The 16,018-nt window shown below is 74.4% G+C and carries 17 protein-coding genes; 9 read left to right on the top strand and 8 right to left on the bottom strand.

The features are described from left to right. The first annotated feature begins 4 nt into the window (after positions 1-4). Complete coding sequence (locus IAG43_RS16395; RefSeq protein ID WP_187741466.1) at positions 5-211, top strand: DUF5988 family protein; 207 nt, start codon at positions 5-7, stop codon at positions 209-211. Between the two features lie 88 nt (positions 212-299). Here IAG43_RS16395 and IAG43_RS16390 read toward each other — a convergent pair whose 3' ends face one another. Beyond that, the gene (locus IAG43_RS16390; protein ID WP_187741465.1) at positions 300-1,043 is read right to left on the bottom strand and encodes a PP2C family protein-serine/threonine phosphatase; all 744 of its coding nucleotides are present in this window, start codon (positions 1,041-1,043) and stop codon (positions 300-302) included. 164 nt (positions 1,044-1,207) lie between these two features. Here IAG43_RS16390 and IAG43_RS16385 point away from each other — a divergent pair, with 164 nt between their 5' ends. Both IAG43_RS16385 and IAG43_RS16380 read left to right on the top strand, forming a co-directional pair. Next, entirely contained in the window at positions 1,208-2,575 is a 1,368-nt protein-coding gene (locus IAG43_RS16385) for an MBL fold metallo-hydrolase (RefSeq protein ID WP_187741464.1), read from the top strand. A gap of 215 nt (positions 2,576-2,790) precedes the next feature. After that, positions 2,791-3,552: a sulfite exporter TauE/SafE family protein gene (locus IAG43_RS16380; protein WP_187741463.1), complete on the top strand. Its 762-nt coding sequence runs from the start codon at positions 2,791-2,793 to the stop codon at positions 3,550-3,552. Between the two features lie 403 nt (positions 3,553-3,955). Here IAG43_RS16380 and IAG43_RS16375 read toward each other — a convergent pair whose 3' ends face one another. Then, entirely contained in the window at positions 3,956-4,234 is a 279-nt protein-coding gene (locus IAG43_RS16375; RefSeq protein WP_187741462.1) for a metal-sensitive transcriptional regulator, read from the bottom strand. A 99-nt stretch (positions 4,235-4,333) separates the two neighbouring features. Here IAG43_RS16375 and IAG43_RS16370 point away from each other — a divergent pair, with 99 nt between their 5' ends. After that, positions 4,334-4,900, top strand: a complete 567-nt coding sequence (locus tag IAG43_RS16370) for a rhodanese-like domain-containing protein (protein WP_187741461.1) — start codon at positions 4,334-4,336, stop codon at positions 4,898-4,900. Between the two features lie 209 nt (positions 4,901-5,109). On the opposite strand, the gene IAG43_RS16365 is transcribed toward IAG43_RS16370, so the two are convergent. The 4 genes from IAG43_RS16365 to IAG43_RS16350 all read right to left on the bottom strand — a co-directional run bounded on the left by IAG43_RS16365 (position 5,110) and on the right by IAG43_RS16350 (position 9,579). Beyond that, a complete protein-coding gene (locus tag IAG43_RS16365) occupies positions 5,110-6,414 on the bottom strand; it encodes a phytase (protein ID WP_187741460.1) in 1,305 nt (434 codons plus the stop codon). A 175-nt stretch (positions 6,415-6,589) separates the two neighbouring features. Beyond that, positions 6,590-6,775, bottom strand: coding sequence for a hypothetical protein (locus IAG43_RS16360; protein ID WP_187741459.1), 186 nt, complete (start codon positions 6,773-6,775; stop codon positions 6,590-6,592). Between the two features lie 12 nt (positions 6,776-6,787). Then, positions 6,788-7,495: a PadR family transcriptional regulator gene (locus IAG43_RS16355; RefSeq protein ID WP_187741458.1), complete on the bottom strand. Its 708-nt coding sequence runs from the start codon at positions 7,493-7,495 to the stop codon at positions 6,788-6,790. Positions 7,496-7,536: 41 nt separating this feature from the next. Next, positions 7,537-9,579: an NADPH-dependent 2,4-dienoyl-CoA reductase gene (locus tag IAG43_RS16350; protein WP_187741457.1), complete on the bottom strand. Its 2,043-nt coding sequence runs from the start codon at positions 9,577-9,579 to the stop codon at positions 7,537-7,539. A gap of 767 nt (positions 9,580-10,346) precedes the next feature. Between IAG43_RS16350 and IAG43_RS16345 the strand changes: the two genes are divergently transcribed. The 5 genes from IAG43_RS16345 (at position 10,347) to IAG43_RS16325 (ending at position 13,993) form a co-directional block, all read left to right on the top strand. Then, entirely contained in the window at positions 10,347-10,511 is a 165-nt protein-coding gene (locus IAG43_RS16345; RefSeq protein WP_187741456.1) for a hypothetical protein, read from the top strand. Positions 10,512-10,688: 177 nt separating this feature from the next. Next, a complete protein-coding gene (locus tag IAG43_RS16340) occupies positions 10,689-11,477 on the top strand; it encodes a bestrophin-like domain (protein WP_187741455.1) in 789 nt (262 codons plus the stop codon). 267 nt (positions 11,478-11,744) lie between these two features. After that, on the top strand, positions 11,745-12,875 hold the full coding sequence (locus IAG43_RS16335; protein ID WP_187741454.1) for an LLM class flavin-dependent oxidoreductase: 1,131 nt from the start codon (positions 11,745-11,747) through the stop codon (positions 12,873-12,875). A gap of 2 nt (positions 12,876-12,877) precedes the next feature. Further along, positions 12,878-13,486: an FMN reductase gene (locus IAG43_RS16330; protein ID WP_187741453.1), complete on the top strand. Its 609-nt coding sequence runs from the start codon at positions 12,878-12,880 to the stop codon at positions 13,484-13,486. A gap of 63 nt (positions 13,487-13,549) precedes the next feature. Continuing rightward, positions 13,550-13,993 (top strand): universal stress protein, encoded by a 444-nt coding sequence (locus tag IAG43_RS16325; RefSeq protein WP_187741452.1) that lies wholly within the window; start codon positions 13,550-13,552, stop codon positions 13,991-13,993. Positions 13,994-14,112: 119 nt separating this feature from the next. Here IAG43_RS16325 and IAG43_RS16320 read toward each other — a convergent pair whose 3' ends face one another. Together IAG43_RS16320 and IAG43_RS16315 are read right to left on the bottom strand one after the other, a co-directional pair. Continuing rightward, a complete protein-coding gene (locus IAG43_RS16320) occupies positions 14,113-14,973 on the bottom strand; it encodes an ABC transporter permease (RefSeq protein ID WP_187741451.1) in 861 nt (286 codons plus the stop codon). Continuing rightward, on the bottom strand, positions 14,970-15,941 hold the full coding sequence (locus IAG43_RS16315) for an ATP-binding cassette domain-containing protein (RefSeq protein ID WP_187741450.1): 972 nt from the start codon (positions 15,939-15,941) through the stop codon (positions 14,970-14,972). The genes IAG43_RS16320 and IAG43_RS16315 overlap by 4 nt, the downstream gene beginning before the upstream one ends. Positions 15,942-16,018 lie beyond the last annotated feature (77 nt).

Below are 16,018 nucleotides of genomic sequence, written 5' to 3'. Positions count from 1 at the left end.
CGGCATGGACAACGCACCCAGGGCCGTCCTCGAAGGCGGCCCCGACGACCTGCCCGAGCGCATCGTCCCCGCCCCGGAGCCCGGCGCCGACGTCAAGGTCCCGCTGCGCGGCGGCTACGAGCACTTCCGTGCCACCGCACGCGAACAGCAGACGGACCACGGCGCGCTGCCGGTCTACGAGTGGTGGGAGCGCACCGAACTCCCCGGCTGAACGCGCCGCAGGCCCGGACCGGACGGACGGGCGGGCGCACCGGGCGGGGGCGGGCCAAGCGGGGGGCAGGCCGGACCGGGCGGCGCTCTCACTCCTCGCCGGCGCCGATCAGCGCCAGGGTGATGTTGTCGGGACCGCCCGCCTCGATCGCCGCCCGCCACAGCTCGTAGGCGGCCCGGCCGTGGTCGTGCTCCCGCAGCACCCGGGCGATGACCTCGTCGGGCACGGGGTCGGTGAGTCCGTCCGTGCACACCAGGGCGCGGAACCCCTCGTCGAGCGGAACGGCCGTCAGATGCGGCGCGATGCCGTCCGGTTCGCGGGAGCCGCCGAGGGACTGCGTCAGCAGGGAGACGGTGCGCCGTCCCGGCGGAGGCGGCGGATTGTCGTCGACGCTGAGCAGTTCGAGTCCGCCGTCCCGCACGGCCAGGACGCGGCTGTCGCCGACGTTGAACACGACCGCCCGGTCCGCGAGCAGCACGACGCCGGCGACCGTGGTGCCCATCGTGCGGCGGGCGGGGTCGCGCGCCGCGGCCGCGTACACCTCGCGGTTGCAGAGGTCGAGCACGCCGCGCACGGCGTCCTCGCCGTCCAGCGCGGGTCCGTGCAGCGCGAGGTTCCGCGCGACGACGGCGCTGGCGACCTCGCCGGCCGGCTGGCCGCCGATGCCGTCGGCGACGGCCACGACCACCGGCGGACCGAGGGGGAACACCAGCGTCTGCGGGTTCCCGGTCACCGTGCCGCAGAGCGTCCAGGGCCCCGCGACCAGGCTGTCCTCGTTGTTCTCGCGCAGCAGTCCGGGGTGGCTCAGCGCGGTGACGGTGATGTGTTCCATCGGTGTGCCGCCTCTCCGCCGGAAGTCGGCCGGGGCTCCCCCCATTGTCGCGCCGCAAGGGCGCGTGCGGGTACCCGGCCACCCTTCGAAATACCCCCCCGGGTATCACCTGCTACGGTGGGGACAGATACCCCCGGGGGTACACATCGGAAGGAGTCGCAGCCGTGTTCTTCGTCGACACCCTGGAATTCGAGGGTCTGGGCAACCGCAGCCATCTCGCGGGCGGCCCGGACGCCGCGGTCGTGGTGGACCCGCCCCGCGACATCGACCGGGTCGTCGCGGCAGCCGCCCGCCAGGGCGTGCGCATCGCCCTCGTCGCCGAGACCCATGTGCACAACGACTATGTGAGCGGGGGCCTCGAACTCGCCCGCGTCACCGGCGCCCGCTACCTGGTGCCCGCCGGCGCGCACGTCGCGTTCACCCGTACCCCCGTGGCCGACGGCGACACGGTCGCCGTCGACGGGACCCTCGCGCTGCGCGCCGTGGCCACCCCCGGGCACACGCCGCACCACACCGCGTACGTCCTGGAGGAGGCCGGCCGTCCGGTGGCCGTCTTCACCGGCGGCTCGCTGCTGATCGGCACGGTCGGGCGCCCCGACCTGGTGGAACCGCGGCTGACCGAGCGCCTCGCACGGGCCCAGCACGCCTCGGCGCACCGCCTCGCAGACGAGCTGGCGGACGATGTCGCGGTGCTGCCCACGCACGGCTTCGGCAGCTTCTGCTCCGCGGCGCCCGCCGACGGGGACACCACGACCATCGGCAGGGAACGCGTCCGCAACGAGGCGCTGACCCAGGACGTGGACACCTTCGTGTCCCGGCTGCTCGACGGGCTGGAGGACGTGCCGGCGTACTACGCGCACATGGGGCCCGCCAACGCCGCCGGCCCCGACCCCGTCGACCTGACCCCTCCGGCGACCGCCGACGCCGCGGAGATCGCCGCCCGGCTCGCCGTCGGCGAATGGGTCGTGGACCTGCGCCACCGCGTCGCCTTCGCCGCGGGGCACGTGGCCGGGTCGCTCAACTTCGAGGGCGACGGCAAGCTCGCCACCTACCTCGCGTGGCTGATCCCCTGGGGCAAGCCGGTCACCCTGCTGGCCGGGACCCCCGAGGAGATCGCCGACGCACAGCGGGAACTCGTCCGCGTCGGCATCGACCGCCCCGCCGCGGCGGCGACCGGCGGACCGGAGCTGTGGGTACGGGAGGGCGAGGAGCCCGCCTCCTTCCCCCGGGCCTCCTTCGCCGACCTGGCGGCGGCCCGCGCGAACGGCGGCTCCCCGGTCGTGCTCGACGTCCGCCGGGACTCCGAGCGGGCGGGCGGCCACGTCGACGGGTCGGTGCACATCCCCGTCCACGCACTGCACGGCCGGCTCGGCGAGGTGCCCGCCGGCGAGGTGTGGGTGCACTGCGCGGGCGGCATGCGGGCCGCGATCGCCGCGTCGCTGCTGGACGCGGCGGGCAGGCGGGTCGTCGCCGTGGACGACGCGTTCGAGGCCGCGGCCGCGGCGGGGCTGACGGTCACCGGGGGCGCCTGACGGCCGGGCCCCACCGACGCCCCACCCGCTCAGCAGGCACCCGCTCCGCAGACAGAAGCACGTGATCGCATGCACCGAGACCCGACCCCCCTCCGGGTCACGCAGGTACCCCGCCGCCGCGCAGGCACCGGGAGCCGGCGCCTCCCCCGCACGGGGCAGCGGTACGCCGCCGTCCCGCGCGGGCGGTGCTGCCGCGTCCGCGCCGGGGGTGCGGCGTGACGGCCCTGGTGGCGGCCCTCCTCGCGGGCGGCGTGGTCGGGCTGGCGCTCGGCGCGCTGGGCGGGGGCGGCAGTGTCCTCGCGGTCCCCGCCCTGGTCTACCTGCTCGGTTTCACCCCCGCCGCGGCCACCACCGCGAGCCTGCTGATCGTCGCGGCAACATCGGCGACCGCCCTGTTCGCGCACGCCCGCGCCGGGTCCGTGCGCTGGAAGGCGGGTGCCGCGTTCGCCGCCGCCGGGCTGGTGCCGGCGGCGCTCGCGGGCGCGGCGGCCGCCCGGCTGCCGCAGGCGGCGCTGACGGTGGCGTTCGCCGCCGTCGCCACGGCGGCCGCGGCGGGGATGCTCCGCACCGCCGCCGCTCCCGCGACCGCTCCGGCCGGAGACCTCGGCCCGGTGCGGCCCGCACGGGCTGCGGGCGCCGGCGCCGGACTGGGCGCCCTCACCGGGCTGCTCGGCGTCGGCGGGGGCTTCCTCGCCGTCCCCGCCCTGGTGACGGTGCTGGCCTTCGAGATCCGGGCCGCGGTGGGCACCAGCCTGCTGGTGATCTCGGTGAACTCGCTCGCCGCGCTCGCCGTGCGCTCCGGCTCGGCGGTCCCGGTGGACTGGGCCGTGGTGGCGCCGTTCGCCGCGGCGGCGGTCCTCGGCGCGTGGGACGGCAGACGGCTGGCCGCGAAGGTGCCGGGCCCCCTGCTGCGACGGCTCTTCGGCGCGCTGTTGCTGGCGGTGGCCGCCTTCATGGTCGTGGACGTACTGATATGAACGCGGCGACTGGGCAGCAGACGGGGATGACCGACACGACCGCACCGGGTCCGGGCCGGCGGACGCCGAGGGCCGCCGCGCTCCGCGACGGCCGGCTGCCCGGCCACCGCCGCGACCACCGCCGCACCGTGACAGGCACCTGGCCGCCACCGCGCGACCCGCCCGCGCCCGGCACCGCAGAGGGAAAGTCCGGCCCATCCACCACGCCCGGCACCTCGGGGACTCCCGGCACCGCACGGGGATTGTCCGGCACCGCGCCACCGGCCCGCGTCCGGAGCCGCGCGACCGCCGGGTGTCCGGCGCCGCGCGGCACCGCTACCGGTGCGCCGGTACGCGGGCGGACGCGGCTCCGCCGCGCCGTGCGGGTCCGGGACGGGCCCGGACCCCTCGCGCACAGGGGGCGTCAGGCGAGGGAGAGGAAGAGCTTCTCCAGCCTCGCCCGCAGCTGTTCGCGGTCCGCGACCGGCAGGTCCCCCTCGGCCATGCAGTGCTGGAGGCCGGTGGCGATGATCGCGAACCCCGCCCGGTCCAGGGCGCGGGAGACGGCCGCGAGCTGCGTGATCACGTCCTCGCAGTCCCGGCCCTCCTCGATCATCCGGATGATCCCGGCGATCTGGCCCTGCGCGCGGCGCAGCCGGTTGAGCACCGTCTTCAGCTCGTCGGCCGCCATCTGCAGTTCCACGCTTCCTCCTCCATAGATACCCCCTAGGGTATCCTAGACATCCCGGAACGCCGCCCTCCGGTACCCCGGGACACCACCGCCGAAGGGAACCACCCCCGCATGACCACCCTCACCACCGACCCGGCGCGGGCCGCCCAGCGCCTGACCCGGTACACCGTCGTCGACGTCCGCACCCCCGGCGAATTCGCCTCCGGCCACGTCCCCGGCGCCCACAACGTCCCGCTGGACCACCTGCACACCGCCCTCCCCGCGCTGAAGGTCGCCGCCGCGCGCGGTGAGCTCCTCGTGGTCTGCGCGTCGGGCAACCGGTCCGCCACGGCCTGCACCGAACTGGCCGGAGCCGACATACCCGCCACCTCCCTGGAGGGCGGCACCACCGCATGGGCCGACGGGGGCCACCCGCTCGACCGCCCGGCGGGGGCGCGGGCCGGCTGGGCCATGGAGCGCCAGGTGCGGCTCGCCGCCGGCTCCCTCGTGGTGCTCGGCCTCGCCGTCGGCACCCGCTTCCGCGCGGCACGCTGGATCTCCGCGGCCGTCGGCTCGGGCCTGGTCTTCTCCGCCGTGACCGACACCTGCGGAATGGCCGCGGCGCTCTCGAAGCTGCCGCACAACCGCCCCCGGCCCGCCGACCTGGACGCCACCCTCGTGGCGCTCGGCGGCAGCTGACCCGGTGCGCGCGCACGCGGTGGGGCCGGTCCCGCGGGACCGGCCCCACCGCGTAGCCGTACGCCCACCGCGTCGCCGTACACACACCGCGTCGCCGTGCGGGTACCGCGTCGCCGTGCGGGTACCGCGGCCCTGCCACCGCACCATGCGCGTCGCCGCTCCCGCCCCCGCGCCGCGGTGCGGTGCGGTGCGGTGCGGTGTGCCGCGCCTCAGTCGTCCAGGGCGTCCAGGACGTCGCCCAGGTCGACGAACTTGAACCCCGTGCCGTCCCGCTCCCCGTCCCCGGCGTCGCCGTCCTGGACCACGAGCAGGCCGTCGGGGTAGTCCGGACCCAGCGGGGCGTTCAGCACGGCCGCCCCGTCGCACTCCTGCGATCCGTCGACCGCGGCCGACGCGGCGACCCGGAAGCCGCCCTCGTACTCGTTGCCGTCCGCGCGCTCGCGGTCGTAGGCGGCGAAGGTGTCGTCGCCCTGGCTGGAGGCGAGCAGGTAGCCGTCGCCGCCGCGCTCGGTGAGCAGGGTCAGCCCCTCGACGTCCGCCGACAGACGGGTGCCGCCGAAGCCGGGGTCCGCGCCCGGTACGCACTCGTCGCTCGGCTCGTCGTACACCGCCGGGACCCCGTACTCGCGCACCCTGTCGACGAGTTGCGGCGTGCCCCGCAGATCGGCGCGGACCCGCCAGATCCCCACGTCCTCCTGGCCGGCGTAGAGCGTGCCGCTCGCCGGATCGACCACCATGCCCTCCACCTGGGGCAGTTCGCCCGGCTCGCCGCAGGGGCGCCAGGTCGTGCCGTCGGGCAGACGGAAGGAGGACGGCAGGTCCAGGGTGCGGATCTTCCGGTAGGTGACCGTGCCGGCGCTCGTCGCGGTCAGCTCCAGCAGGGCCACGCTGGTCCGTTCGCGGCGGCTGACGAGGGCGTACGCGCGCCCGGTGGCCGGGTCGGTCCAGGTGGCCAGGCCGTAGGCGGTGCGCTGCTCGTCGACCTCGGCCTGTCCGGCGGAGAACACGGCGGGCGCCGACGGGTCGGTGACGTCGGTGAGGGGGCCGCCCGGGCGGGAGGGGTCGATGCGGTGGACACGCAGCCGGTCGTGACCCCGGTCGCTGGTCACGGAGAGGTCGGCACGCCCCGCGGCCAGCCGGAAGCCGTGCACGAGGTCGACGTTGTTGTACCGGCCGGGCGCGTTGTCCGGGGTGGCCGGCGGGGGCGCGGGAAGGGACTGCACCAGCCGGGCCTTCAGGTCGTAGACGCGCAGCCCGCCCTCCTTGGCGGTGGCGATCACCAGACTGCGCGCCGGATCGGCGGTGTTGCGCCAGATCGCCGGATCGTCCGCGTCGGCGTTGCCGCCCTCCTCGTCGTCGTGGAGCGTGGCCGTCTCGGCCCGGGCGGTGACGGAGGGCAGGGCGCGGGCGGAGGGCGGGGCGGCGGAGGGCGGGGCGCCCGGCGCGGCGTGTGCGGGGGCGACGGCGGCGAACGCCGTCAGGGCGGCGGTGAGCACGGCTGCACGAGCGGACACGACGGGCTCCTCGGTCGGGACGCGATCCGGCGGCCTCGGTGGACGACGCCGTGCCGGGCGCGGGAAGACGGTCAGCCGTGAGCCTGGGTGCGGACCGTGGACGCCGCGCGTCCACCGGGTGAGCCGTACATGTGCATGCCATGAACGAGGGGCGCGGGAGCGGCCCCGCCCCGGGTCATGTCAGGGCGATGAAGAGTCCCAGCGTGGTGAGCGCGAGCAGCGCGCCGTAGAGGGCGAGGGCCACCGAGCGGGCTTCCGTGGAGGGGTCGGTGCCCCCGTCCGCCCGGCGCAGTCCGAGGACGGACCTCACCACGAGGACGAGCGCGGCGGCGCAGCAGACGGCGATGAGTGAGTCGGTCACCCGGCGACCGTCTCACGCACCGTCAGGCGCCGCATCCGGACGCATCCGGACGTGCCCGTCCGGAGCCCCGGGCCCCGGACGCACCGGACCCCCGGCCGCCCGAGGTCCTTCGGGCGCGCCGCGCTCCCCTCCGGCGAGTTCCGCCAGGGCGTCCGTCAGCCAGGCCACCCAGAAGGACTCCAGCTCGATGCCCCCGCGCAGCACCACATGGCGGAGCCGGTCCTCCCGGCCGGTCCGGCGCTCGGGCGGGAAGTCGCGCCGCTCGATCTCCCGGTAGTCCGCCAACTGGGCCCGGTGGAGCTCCAGGTGGCGTACGAGCTCCTCCTCGACACCCCCGACGCCCCCGGCACCCTCGTCTCTCCCGTCGGCACCGTCCCCGTCGGCACCGTCCTCGCCGGCGCCGACCGCCGCCGCCGCGCGCAGGCGCAGCAGCAGCGGGTCGCGCACGGGCCGGGGGTCCTCCCGGCGGGCCACCCACTCCGTCAGTTCGGCGCGGCCGGCGGGCAGGACCTCGTACTCCTTCTTCTGACCGCGGGTCGGCTGCGGCGACGGCAGGGCCCGGATGTGCCCGGCCTGTTCGAGCTTGCCCAGTTCCCGGTAGATCTGCTGGTGGGTGGAGGACCAGAAGTAGCCGATCGACCGGTCGAAGCGGCGCGTCAGCTCCAGCCCCGACGAGGGCCTCTCCAGCAGGGCCGTGAGGATGGCGTGCGGCAGGGACATGGCCGCAGCCTACGGCCGGGCGGGGAACGGGAGGCGGCCGGTCACAGGGCGGCCGCGAGCCGGGTGCCCTGGTCGATGGCGCGCTTGGCGTCCAGTTCGGCGGCGACGTCCGCGCCGCCGATGAGGTGGACCGTGCGGCCGGCCTCGGTCAGCTCCTCGTACAGGGAGCGCCGCGGCTCCTGCCCGGTGCACAGCACCACCGTGTCCACCTCCAGGACGGAGGGGGTCCCGTCGACGGTGATGTGCAGCCCGCGGTCGTCGATCCGCTCGTACGTCACCCCGGCGGTCATGGTGACGCCCCGGTGCTTGAGCTCCGTGCGGTGGATCCAGCCGGTGGTCTTGCCGAGGCCCGCGCCGACCTTGCTGGTCTTGCGCTGGAGCAGGTGGACCGTGCGCGGCGGGGCCGGACGCTCGGGGGCCGTCAGTCCGCCGGGGGCCGCGTACTCCATGTCGACGCCCCACTGGCGGAAGTACGTCGGCGCGTCGAGGCTCGCGCCCTCGCCGCCGTCGGTCAGGTACTCGGCCACGTCGAAGCCGATGCCGCCCGCGCCGATCACCGCGACCCGCTCGCCGACGTGGGCCCCGTCGCGCAGCACGTCGAGGTAGCTGACGACGCTGCTGTGGTCGGTGCCGGGGATCGCGGGGACGCGCGGGGTCACGCCCGTGGCGACGACGACCTCGTCGAAGGCGTCCGCCGGCAGGTCGGCCGCGGTGACCTCGGTGGACAGCCGTACGTCGACGCCGCGTTCGGCGAGCTGGGTGCGGAAGTAGCGCAGCGTCTCGCCGAACTCCTCCTTGCCGGGGATCCGCCGGGCGATGTTCAGCTGGCCGCCGATGTCGTCCGCCCCGTCGAACAGGGTGACCGTGTGGCCGCGTTCGGCGGCCGAGACGGCGCAGGCGAGCCCGGCGGGACCCGCGCCGACGACGGCGACGCGCTTCGCGAGGCGGGTCGGGGCGAGGACGAGCTCGGTCTCGTGGCAGGCCCGCGGGTTGACCAGGCAGGAGGTGATCTTCAGGCTGAACGTGTGGTCGAGGCACGCCTGGTTGCAGCCGATGCAGGTGTTGATCGTCTCCGGGCGGCCGGCCTCGGCCTTGGCCACGAAGGCGGGGTCGGCGAGGAACGGCCGGGCCATGGACACCATGTCCGCGCGCCCCTCGGCCAGTACCTGCTCGGCGACCTCGGGCGTGTTGATGCGGTTGCTCGTCACCAGCGGGACCGAGACGGCGCCCATCAGCCTGCGGGTGACCCAGGTGTACGCGCCGCGCGGCACGGAGGTGGCGATGGTGGGGATGCGGGCCTCGTGCCAGCCGATGCCGGTGTTGATGATCGTCGCGCCGGCGGCCTCGACCGCCTTGGCGAGCGTGACCACCTCGTCGAGGGAGGAGCCGCCGGGCACCAGGTCGAGCATCGAGAGGCGGTAGATCAGGATGAAGTCCGGCCCGACGGCCTCGCGGGTGCGGCGGACGATCTCCAGGGGCAGCCGGATGCGGTTCTCGTAGCTGCCGCCCCAGCGGTCGGTGCGCCGGTTGGTGTGGCTCGCGATGAACTCGTTGACGAAGTAGCCCTCGGAGCCCATGATCTCGACGCCGTCGTAGCCGGCCGACCGCGCGAGGACCGCGGCGCGGACGAAGTCCCCGATGGTCTCCTCGATCTCGTCACCGGTGAGGGCGTGCGGGACGAACGGGCTGATGGGGGCCTGGATCGCGCTCGGCGCCACCAGGTCCTGGTGGTAGGCGTAGCGGCCGAAGTGGAGGATCTGCATGGCGATCCGCCCGCCCTCGGCGTGCACGGCGTCGGTGACGACGCGGTGGTGCGCGGCCTCCTCCTCCGAGGTGAGCTTGGCACCGCCCTCGTAGGGGCGGCCGCGGTCGTTCGGGGCGATGCCGCCGGTGACGATCAGGCCGGCACCGCCGCGGGCGCGCTCGGCGTAGAAGGCCGCCATGCGTTCGAACCCGTTCTCGGCCTCCTCCAGCCCCACGTGCATCGACCCCATCAGGACCCGGTTGGGGAGCACGGTGAACCCGAGATCGAGCGGACGCAGCAGGTGCGGGTACGGGTTCGGCCTGGTGGGGGACGTACTCATCGGAGCCTCCTCGCTCGGGTGTCCAGGCTGTTGTAGCCGCCCGGCGGACCCTTTTGCAACAAAGTGCAAAATGAGCTGCGTCACCACCCCCGGTAACCGAACAGACAAATACACCTATCAGCCATACGGGTGATAATGGTTATCAAGCCCCATTCCGGACCTCTACCGTGTCGCCCGTGGCGGGATGGCAGCAGGTGAGCGCGCTGGGGATCGTGGCGATTCTCGGAGCACAGGGAGCCGGCATCGGCACCCCGGCGTCCGAGGATGCCAACGCGTCGGACCGGCAGGAGGTGTCGGCTCCGGCACCGGGAAGTGATCCCGGCGGAAGTGAGCCGGGCAGAAGCGATCCGGGCACGGCGTCGCGGACGGACGGGCACGGCGGGCCGCCGACCCTCTCGGTCCATGTGACGCTGCCCGGCCTGCCCGGCATCCGCATCGAGGCGACGATCGGCACCGACTGCCCGCCGCCTCCCCCGCCACCGCCCTGCCCGCCCACGCCCACACCCACGCCGCCCCCGGCGCCGAGCCCGCCCCCGACGCCGACGCCTCCGCCTCCCGCGCCCTCTCCGCGGCCGCCGGAACCGCCCGCACCCACGCCCACGCCCACGCCCACACCGGCTCCGCCGCCCCCCGCACCGCCGCCCGCCCCGGAGCCGCCGCCCGTCGCGGCGGCCCCGCCTCCCGCGCCGGCCCCTCCGCCGCCTCCGGCGCCCGCCCCGGAGCCCCCCGCCGAACCGGCGCCCGCGCCCGCCCCGCCGCCCGAGCGGGTGGAGGCCGTCGCGATCCACACGTACCGGCCCGCGACCGGAGGCCCCGAACCCTCGGGGACCCCGCTCACGGTGCTGATGCTGGTCACCACGACCCCGGCCGTGCTCGCCGCGGCACTGCTGCGCCCCCGCTCGCAGTCCAGCGCCAGGCGCGGGCGCGCCTGAGGCGGCGACCGGCCCGGTCCGGCCCCGCGCCCGGCCGGGCCGCGGCGCCCCGCGGCACGCCTCCGCCTCCCCACCGTCCTCCCGCTCCACCGGTCCACCGGCCGCCGTGCCGCTCGCGGCGGGCACCGCCAGGGCCGCGCCCCCGTACCCCTTCCGCACCCCTCACGGAGTCACCACATGTCCGACTGGCTCGTCCTGGCCACCGTGATGGCGGCCGCCTGCGCCGTCGTCCTCGTCGTCACCGTCCTCAGCCAGCGCAGACTCCGCGACGCCGCGGACGGCCCCGACGCGGCCGAGTCGCCCCAGACCCCCGATGTCCTCGAGTACATGGTGATGATGGTCGGCGTCGTGTACGCGATCGTGCTCGGCCTCGCCATCGCCGGCGTCTGGGAGGCGCGCGGGGCCGCCCAGGACGCGGTGCGCACGGAGGCGCAGGCCCTCCACGAGGTCACCCAGCGCGCCCAGGTCTACCCGTCGGACTTCCGGGAGAAGCTGCGGACCGACATCGACGCCTACGTGACCGAGGTCGTGGTGGACGAGTGGCCGCGGATGATCGAGCGGGAGGAGCTCTCCCCGCGGGGGACGGAACTGCTCGCCGCGGTCCGCACGGGCGTCGCCGAACGCGCACCGTCGAACGAACTGGAGGCCCAGGCCTACCAGCCGATGCTGGACCAGGTGGCCGCCGCCGAGGACGCCCGCAACGCCCGCGCCGAGGGGGCGGGCGCGACGCTGCCGGGCATCGTGTGGTTCGGCCTGATCGCGGGAGCCGTGATCACCGTCGGCCTGATCTTCACCATGCAGATCGGGCGCACCTTCCGGGAGCTGCTGCTCGCCGGGCTGTTCAGCGCGCTGATCGCGTTCCTGCTCTTCCTGGTCTGGGACTTCGACGCCCCGTTCGGGCGGTCGGGCACCGATTCCGCGGACGCGTTCCGCCAGCTGTTCCCCGGGATCTCGGGGAACGGCTGACACCCGCCCCGGTCCGCCGTCGCACTGCTCAGCCGTCGCCCCGGTCCGCCGATGCCGCGCGCGACGATCCGCCGCGGGCCGCCGGGAGGCGGCCCGCGGTGCCGTTCGCGGCCGCCCGGACGGGCACGGACGGGCGGCAGGGGCCTCCCGGACCGGCACCGGCGGCGGCCGCGGGAGGAGGGTGTGCCGACCCAGGAATAGGAACCGGGAGGTCGTGGTTGAACGGGCATAGTTCAAAGTTCAATCACTACGCGAGAGGTGACCGCCATGCAGTTCGGCATCTTCACGGTCGGCGACGTCACGACCGACCCGACCACCGGCCGCACGCCGAGCGAGCACGAGCGGATCAAGGCCACCCTCGCCATCGCGCAGAAGGCGGAGGAGGTCGGCCTGGACGTCTTCGCGACCGGTGAGCACCACAACCCGCCGTTCGTCCCCTCCTCGCCGACGACGCTGCTCGGCTACCTCGCCGCCCGCACCGACCGGCTGGTCCTCTCCACCTCGACGACGCTGATCACCACCAACGACCCGGTGAAGATCGCCGAGGACTACGCGTACCTCCAGCACATCGCCGACGGCCGCGTCGACCTGATGATGGGCCGCGGCAACACCGGACCGGTCTACCCCTGGTTCGGCCAGGACATCCGCAAGGGCATTCCGCTCGCCATCGAGAACTACGCGCTCCTCCACAGGCTGTGGAGGGAGGACGTGGTCGACTGGGAGGGCACGTTCCGCACGCCGCTCCAGGGCTTCACGTCCACGCCGCGCCCGCTGGACGGCGTCCCGCCGTTCGTCTGGCACGGCTCGATCCGCTCCCCGGAGATCGCCGAGCAGGCCGCCTACTACGGTGACGGCTTCTTCCACAACAACATCTTCTGGCCCATGTCCCACACCCGGAAGATGGTGGACCTCTACCGCAAGCGGTACGCCTTCTACGGGCACGGCAGCCCGGAGCAGGCCATCGTGGGCCTCGGCGGCCAGGTGTTCATGCGCAGGAACTCGCAGGACGCGGTCCGCGAGTTCCGGCCGTACTTCGACAACGCGCCGGTCTACGGACACGGCCCGTCCCTGGAGGACTTCACCGAGCAGACCCCGCTCACGGTCGGTTCGCCCCAGCAGGTCGTCGAGCGCACCCTCGGATTCCGCGAGGCGGTCGGCGACTACCAGCGCCAGCTCTTCCTGATGGACCATGCCGGCCTGCCGCTGAAGACGGTGCTCGAACAGCTCGACATCCTCGGCGAGGAGGTCGTCCCGGTCCTGCGCAAGGAGTTCGCCAACCTGCGGCCCGCGGGAGTGCCCGACTCCGCGCCGCTCCACCCCGCCGTCGCCCGCACGTCCGCGGACGCGTCCACCGGCCCGTCCGCCGGCCCGTCCACCGGCACCCCGAAGGAGTCGTGACCATGGAGGACACCCGGACCCTGAAGCTCGTCGTCGTCTCCGCCGGACTCGGCGTGCCGTCCTCGACGCGGCTGCTCGCCGACCGGATCACCGAGTCCGTGCGCCGCGAACTGGCGGAGGACGGGCGGGAGGTGGACGTCCGCGTCGTGGAACTGCGCGACCTGGCGGTCGCCGTCGCCAACAACTTCGTCACCGGCTTCCCCGCGCCCGCCCTGGAGGAGGCGCTGGAGGCGGTGACCGGAGCGGACGGCCTCGTCGCGGTGACGCCCGTCTTCGCGGCCTCCTACAGCGGGCTGTTCAAGTCGTTCTTCGACCTCGTCGAGCCCGACGCGCTGACCGGCATGCCGGTCCTCGCCGCGGCGACCGGCGGCACCGCGCGCCACTCGCTGGTGCTGGAGCACGCGCTGCGCCCGCTCTTCGCCCACCTGCGGGCCCTGGTCGTGCCGACGGCGGTGTTCGCGGCCTCGGAGGACTGGGGCGGCACGGGTGACGCCCTGACCGACACGCTGCCGGACCGCATCGTGCGGGCCGGCCGCGAACTGGCGGCGCTGATGGGCACGACAACACGACGCCTCCCCTCGGAGCCGAGCCCTGCCGACCTGTTTGCGTAGATTTACGTAGGCTTGCGGGGGTGCATCGACCGGTGCATCCCCGCAATCCACGGAGGTGGCGGCATGGCAGGGACCGGCAGGATCGTCGTGGGGGTGGACGGTTCCGAACCGTCCGTCACGGCGCTGAAGTGGGCCGTCCGGCAGGCCGGGCTGAGCGGCGAGTCCCTGGAGGCCGTCATCAGCTGGGAGTACCCGGCGGCCGGCTGGGCGGCGATGGTCCCGTCCCTCCCGCCGGACTTCGACCCCGAGCAGACGGCCGGATCGATCCTCGGCGACACCCTGGAGCAGACGCTCGGCGCCGAGGCCGCGGCGTCCGTGACCCGCAAGGTGATGATCGGCAACCCGGCCCAGGCTCTGATCGAGCGGGCGCAGGGGGCGTCCCTCGTGGTCATCGGCGACCGCGGGTACAGCGGATTCAAGGCGGCGCTGCTCGGCTCGGTCGGCCTCCACCTGTCGCAGCACGCACCGTGCCCCGTGGTGATCGTCCGCGGCCAGGCGGAGGTCTGACCGCCCGCGGCGGGGCGGACGCACAGCGCACGTGACCGCTCCGGCGCCGGAGCGGTCACGTGCCGGAGCGGTCACGTGCCGGAGCGGTCAGGTGCCGGGGCGGACGCCCGGGCGGCGGCTCACTTGCGGTTGTAGAGCCGCATCGTGACGGTCCCGAAGACGACGAGCAGCACGGCCGACCAGCCGAGCGACCAGGCGATGTCCGCCGCGGGCCAGTTGCCCGCCATCAACTCCCGCACCGCGGTGGCCACATGGGTCACGGGGCTGTTGTTCACGAAGGCCTGGAGCCAGCCCGGCATCGTCTGCGGATCGACGAAGACGTTGCTGAGGAAGGTCAGCGGGAAGATGACCATCATGCTGACGCCCATCACCGACTTCTCGGTGCGCAGCATCAGCCCGAACATGGTCCAGATCCAGGAGAAGGCGAAGGCGAAGACCATCAGCAGCACGACGCCGAGCAGGACGCCGGCCACCCCGCCGTCCGCGCGGTAGCCGATGACCATGCCGACGGCCAGCATCACGGCGGACGCGATCAGGTAGCGCACCACGTCGCCGAGGAGGTAGCCGACCATCGGGGACGGACGCCAGATCGGGAGCGTCCGGAAGCGGTCGAAGACGCCCTTGGAGATGTCCGTGTTGACCGCGACACCGGTGTACATCGTGATCATCACGACGCTCATGGTGAGGATGCCCGGCAGCAGGAACTGGATGTAGTCGGAGACGGAACCGGCGATCGCGCCCCCGAAGAGGTACGTGTACATCAGCACCATCATGATCGGGAACGCGGTGACGTCGAAGAGCTGCTCGGGCACGTGCTTGATCTTGAGCATCGCCCGCCACCCGAACGTCAGTGACGCCGACAGGGCGCTGGGCCGCGGCGGACGGTCCGTGGAGACCAGCAGGGCCGCGAGCTCATCGGCCCGCGGGGCCTCGAGCTCGACATCGGCGAGGGTGTCCTTGGTGGTGGTCGTGGTGCTCATGCCGCCTGGCCCTTCTTGTCGGTCAGGGCGAGGAAGACCTCGTCCAGGCTGGGCTGCCCCAGCGAGAAGTTGTCCACGGTGATGCCGTTGCGGGCGAGCTCGGCGAGCGCGTGGGCGGCCTGCTCGGCCGCGCCCCGGTCGCCGCCCCCGGCGTCGACACGGGCGGTGAGGGCCACCGGGTCGGGGTCCAGCAGCACCTCGGCGCCGAGCGCGGCGGCGAGCACCCGCTCGGCCTGCGGGCGCTGGTCCGCCTCGCGCAGCCGCAGATGCACGGCCCCGGTGCCGACGGACGCCTTCAGCTCGCCCTTGGTGCCCTCCGCGATCACCCTGCCGTGGTCGATCACGGCGATCCGGGAGGCCAGGTGGTCGGCCTCGTCGAGGTACTGGGTCGTCAGCAGGACGGTCGTGCCCTGGGCGACGACGGCCCGCACGATGTCCCAGACCTGGTTGCGGCTGCGCGGGTCGAGGCCGGTGGTGGGCTCGTCGAGGAAGAGCAGGTCCGGGGTGTTGAGGATGGAGGCCGCGATGTCGATGCGCCGCCGCATGCCCCCCGAGTAGTTCTTCACCTGCTTGTCGGCGGCCTCGCGCAGGCCGAACGCCTCCAGCAGCTGCGCCGCGCGCTCACGGGCCGCCGGCCTGGCGTGCCCGAGCAGCCGGGCGAGGAGGATCAGGTTCTCCAGGCCGGTGAGGTCCTCGTCGACGGAGGCGTACTGGCCGGTGAGGCTGACCCGGCTGCGGACCGCGTCGGCGTCCTTCCGCACGTCCTTGCCGAAGACGCGGGCCTCGCCCGCGTCCGGCCTCAGCAGGGTGGCCAGCATCCGCACGGTGGTGGTCTTGCCCGCGCCGTTGGGACCGAGGACCCCGTAGACCGTGCCCGCGGCCACCCGCAGGTCGACGCCGTCCACGGCCCGGTTCTCACCGAAGACCTTCACCAGGCCGGAGGTCTCGATTGCCAGATCAGTACTCATCGTCCGTCCTTCGGTTCCTTTGCGTCGTGGAGTGGAGACCGTCCCCGGCGCGGGAAGTCATCGGTGGCCGTGCGGAC

Source organism: Streptomyces genisteinicus (assembly GCF_014489615.1).
Classification (GTDB): Bacteria; Actinomycetota; Actinomycetes; order Streptomycetales; family Streptomycetaceae; genus Streptomyces; species Streptomyces genisteinicus.
Note: the sequence above shows the minus strand (reverse complement) of the source record. Positions and strands in the feature narration are given on the sequence as shown.

What these genes read in the sequence shown, in the direction of transcription:
- IAG43_RS16340 (WP_187741455.1), top strand. Translation starts at nt 10,689, where the DNA reads ATGTCCGACTGGCTCGTCCTGGCCACCGTGATGGCGGCCGCCTGCGCC.
- IAG43_RS16395 (WP_187741466.1), top strand. Translation starts at nt 5, where the DNA reads ATGGACAACGCACCCAGGGCCGTCCTCGAAGGCGGCCCCGACGACCTG.
- IAG43_RS16355 (WP_187741458.1), bottom strand. Translation starts at nt 7,495, where the DNA reads ATGTCCCTGCCGCACGCCATCCTCACGGCCCTGCTGGAGAGGCCCTCG.
- IAG43_RS16330 (WP_187741453.1), top strand. Translation starts at nt 12,878, where the DNA reads ATGGAGGACACCCGGACCCTGAAGCTCGTCGTCGTCTCCGCCGGACTC.
- IAG43_RS16325 (WP_187741452.1), top strand. Translation starts at nt 13,550, where the DNA reads ATGGCAGGGACCGGCAGGATCGTCGTGGGGGTGGACGGTTCCGAACCG.
- IAG43_RS16390 (WP_187741465.1), bottom strand. Translation starts at nt 1,043, where the DNA reads ATGGAACACATCACCGTCACCGCGCTGAGCCACCCCGGACTGCTGCGC.
- IAG43_RS16315 (WP_187741450.1), bottom strand. Translation starts at nt 15,941, where the DNA reads ATGAGTACTGATCTGGCAATCGAGACCTCCGGCCTGGTGAAGGTCTTC.
- IAG43_RS16335 (WP_187741454.1), top strand. Translation starts at nt 11,745, where the DNA reads ATGCAGTTCGGCATCTTCACGGTCGGCGACGTCACGACCGACCCGACC.
- IAG43_RS16350 (WP_187741457.1), bottom strand. Translation starts at nt 9,579, where the DNA reads ATGAGTACGTCCCCCACCAGGCCGAACCCGTACCCGCACCTGCTGCGT.
- IAG43_RS16370 (WP_187741461.1), top strand. Translation starts at nt 4,334, where the DNA reads ATGACCACCCTCACCACCGACCCGGCGCGGGCCGCCCAGCGCCTGACC.
- IAG43_RS16320 (WP_187741451.1), bottom strand. Translation starts at nt 14,973, where the DNA reads ATGAGCACCACGACCACCACCAAGGACACCCTCGCCGATGTCGAGCTC.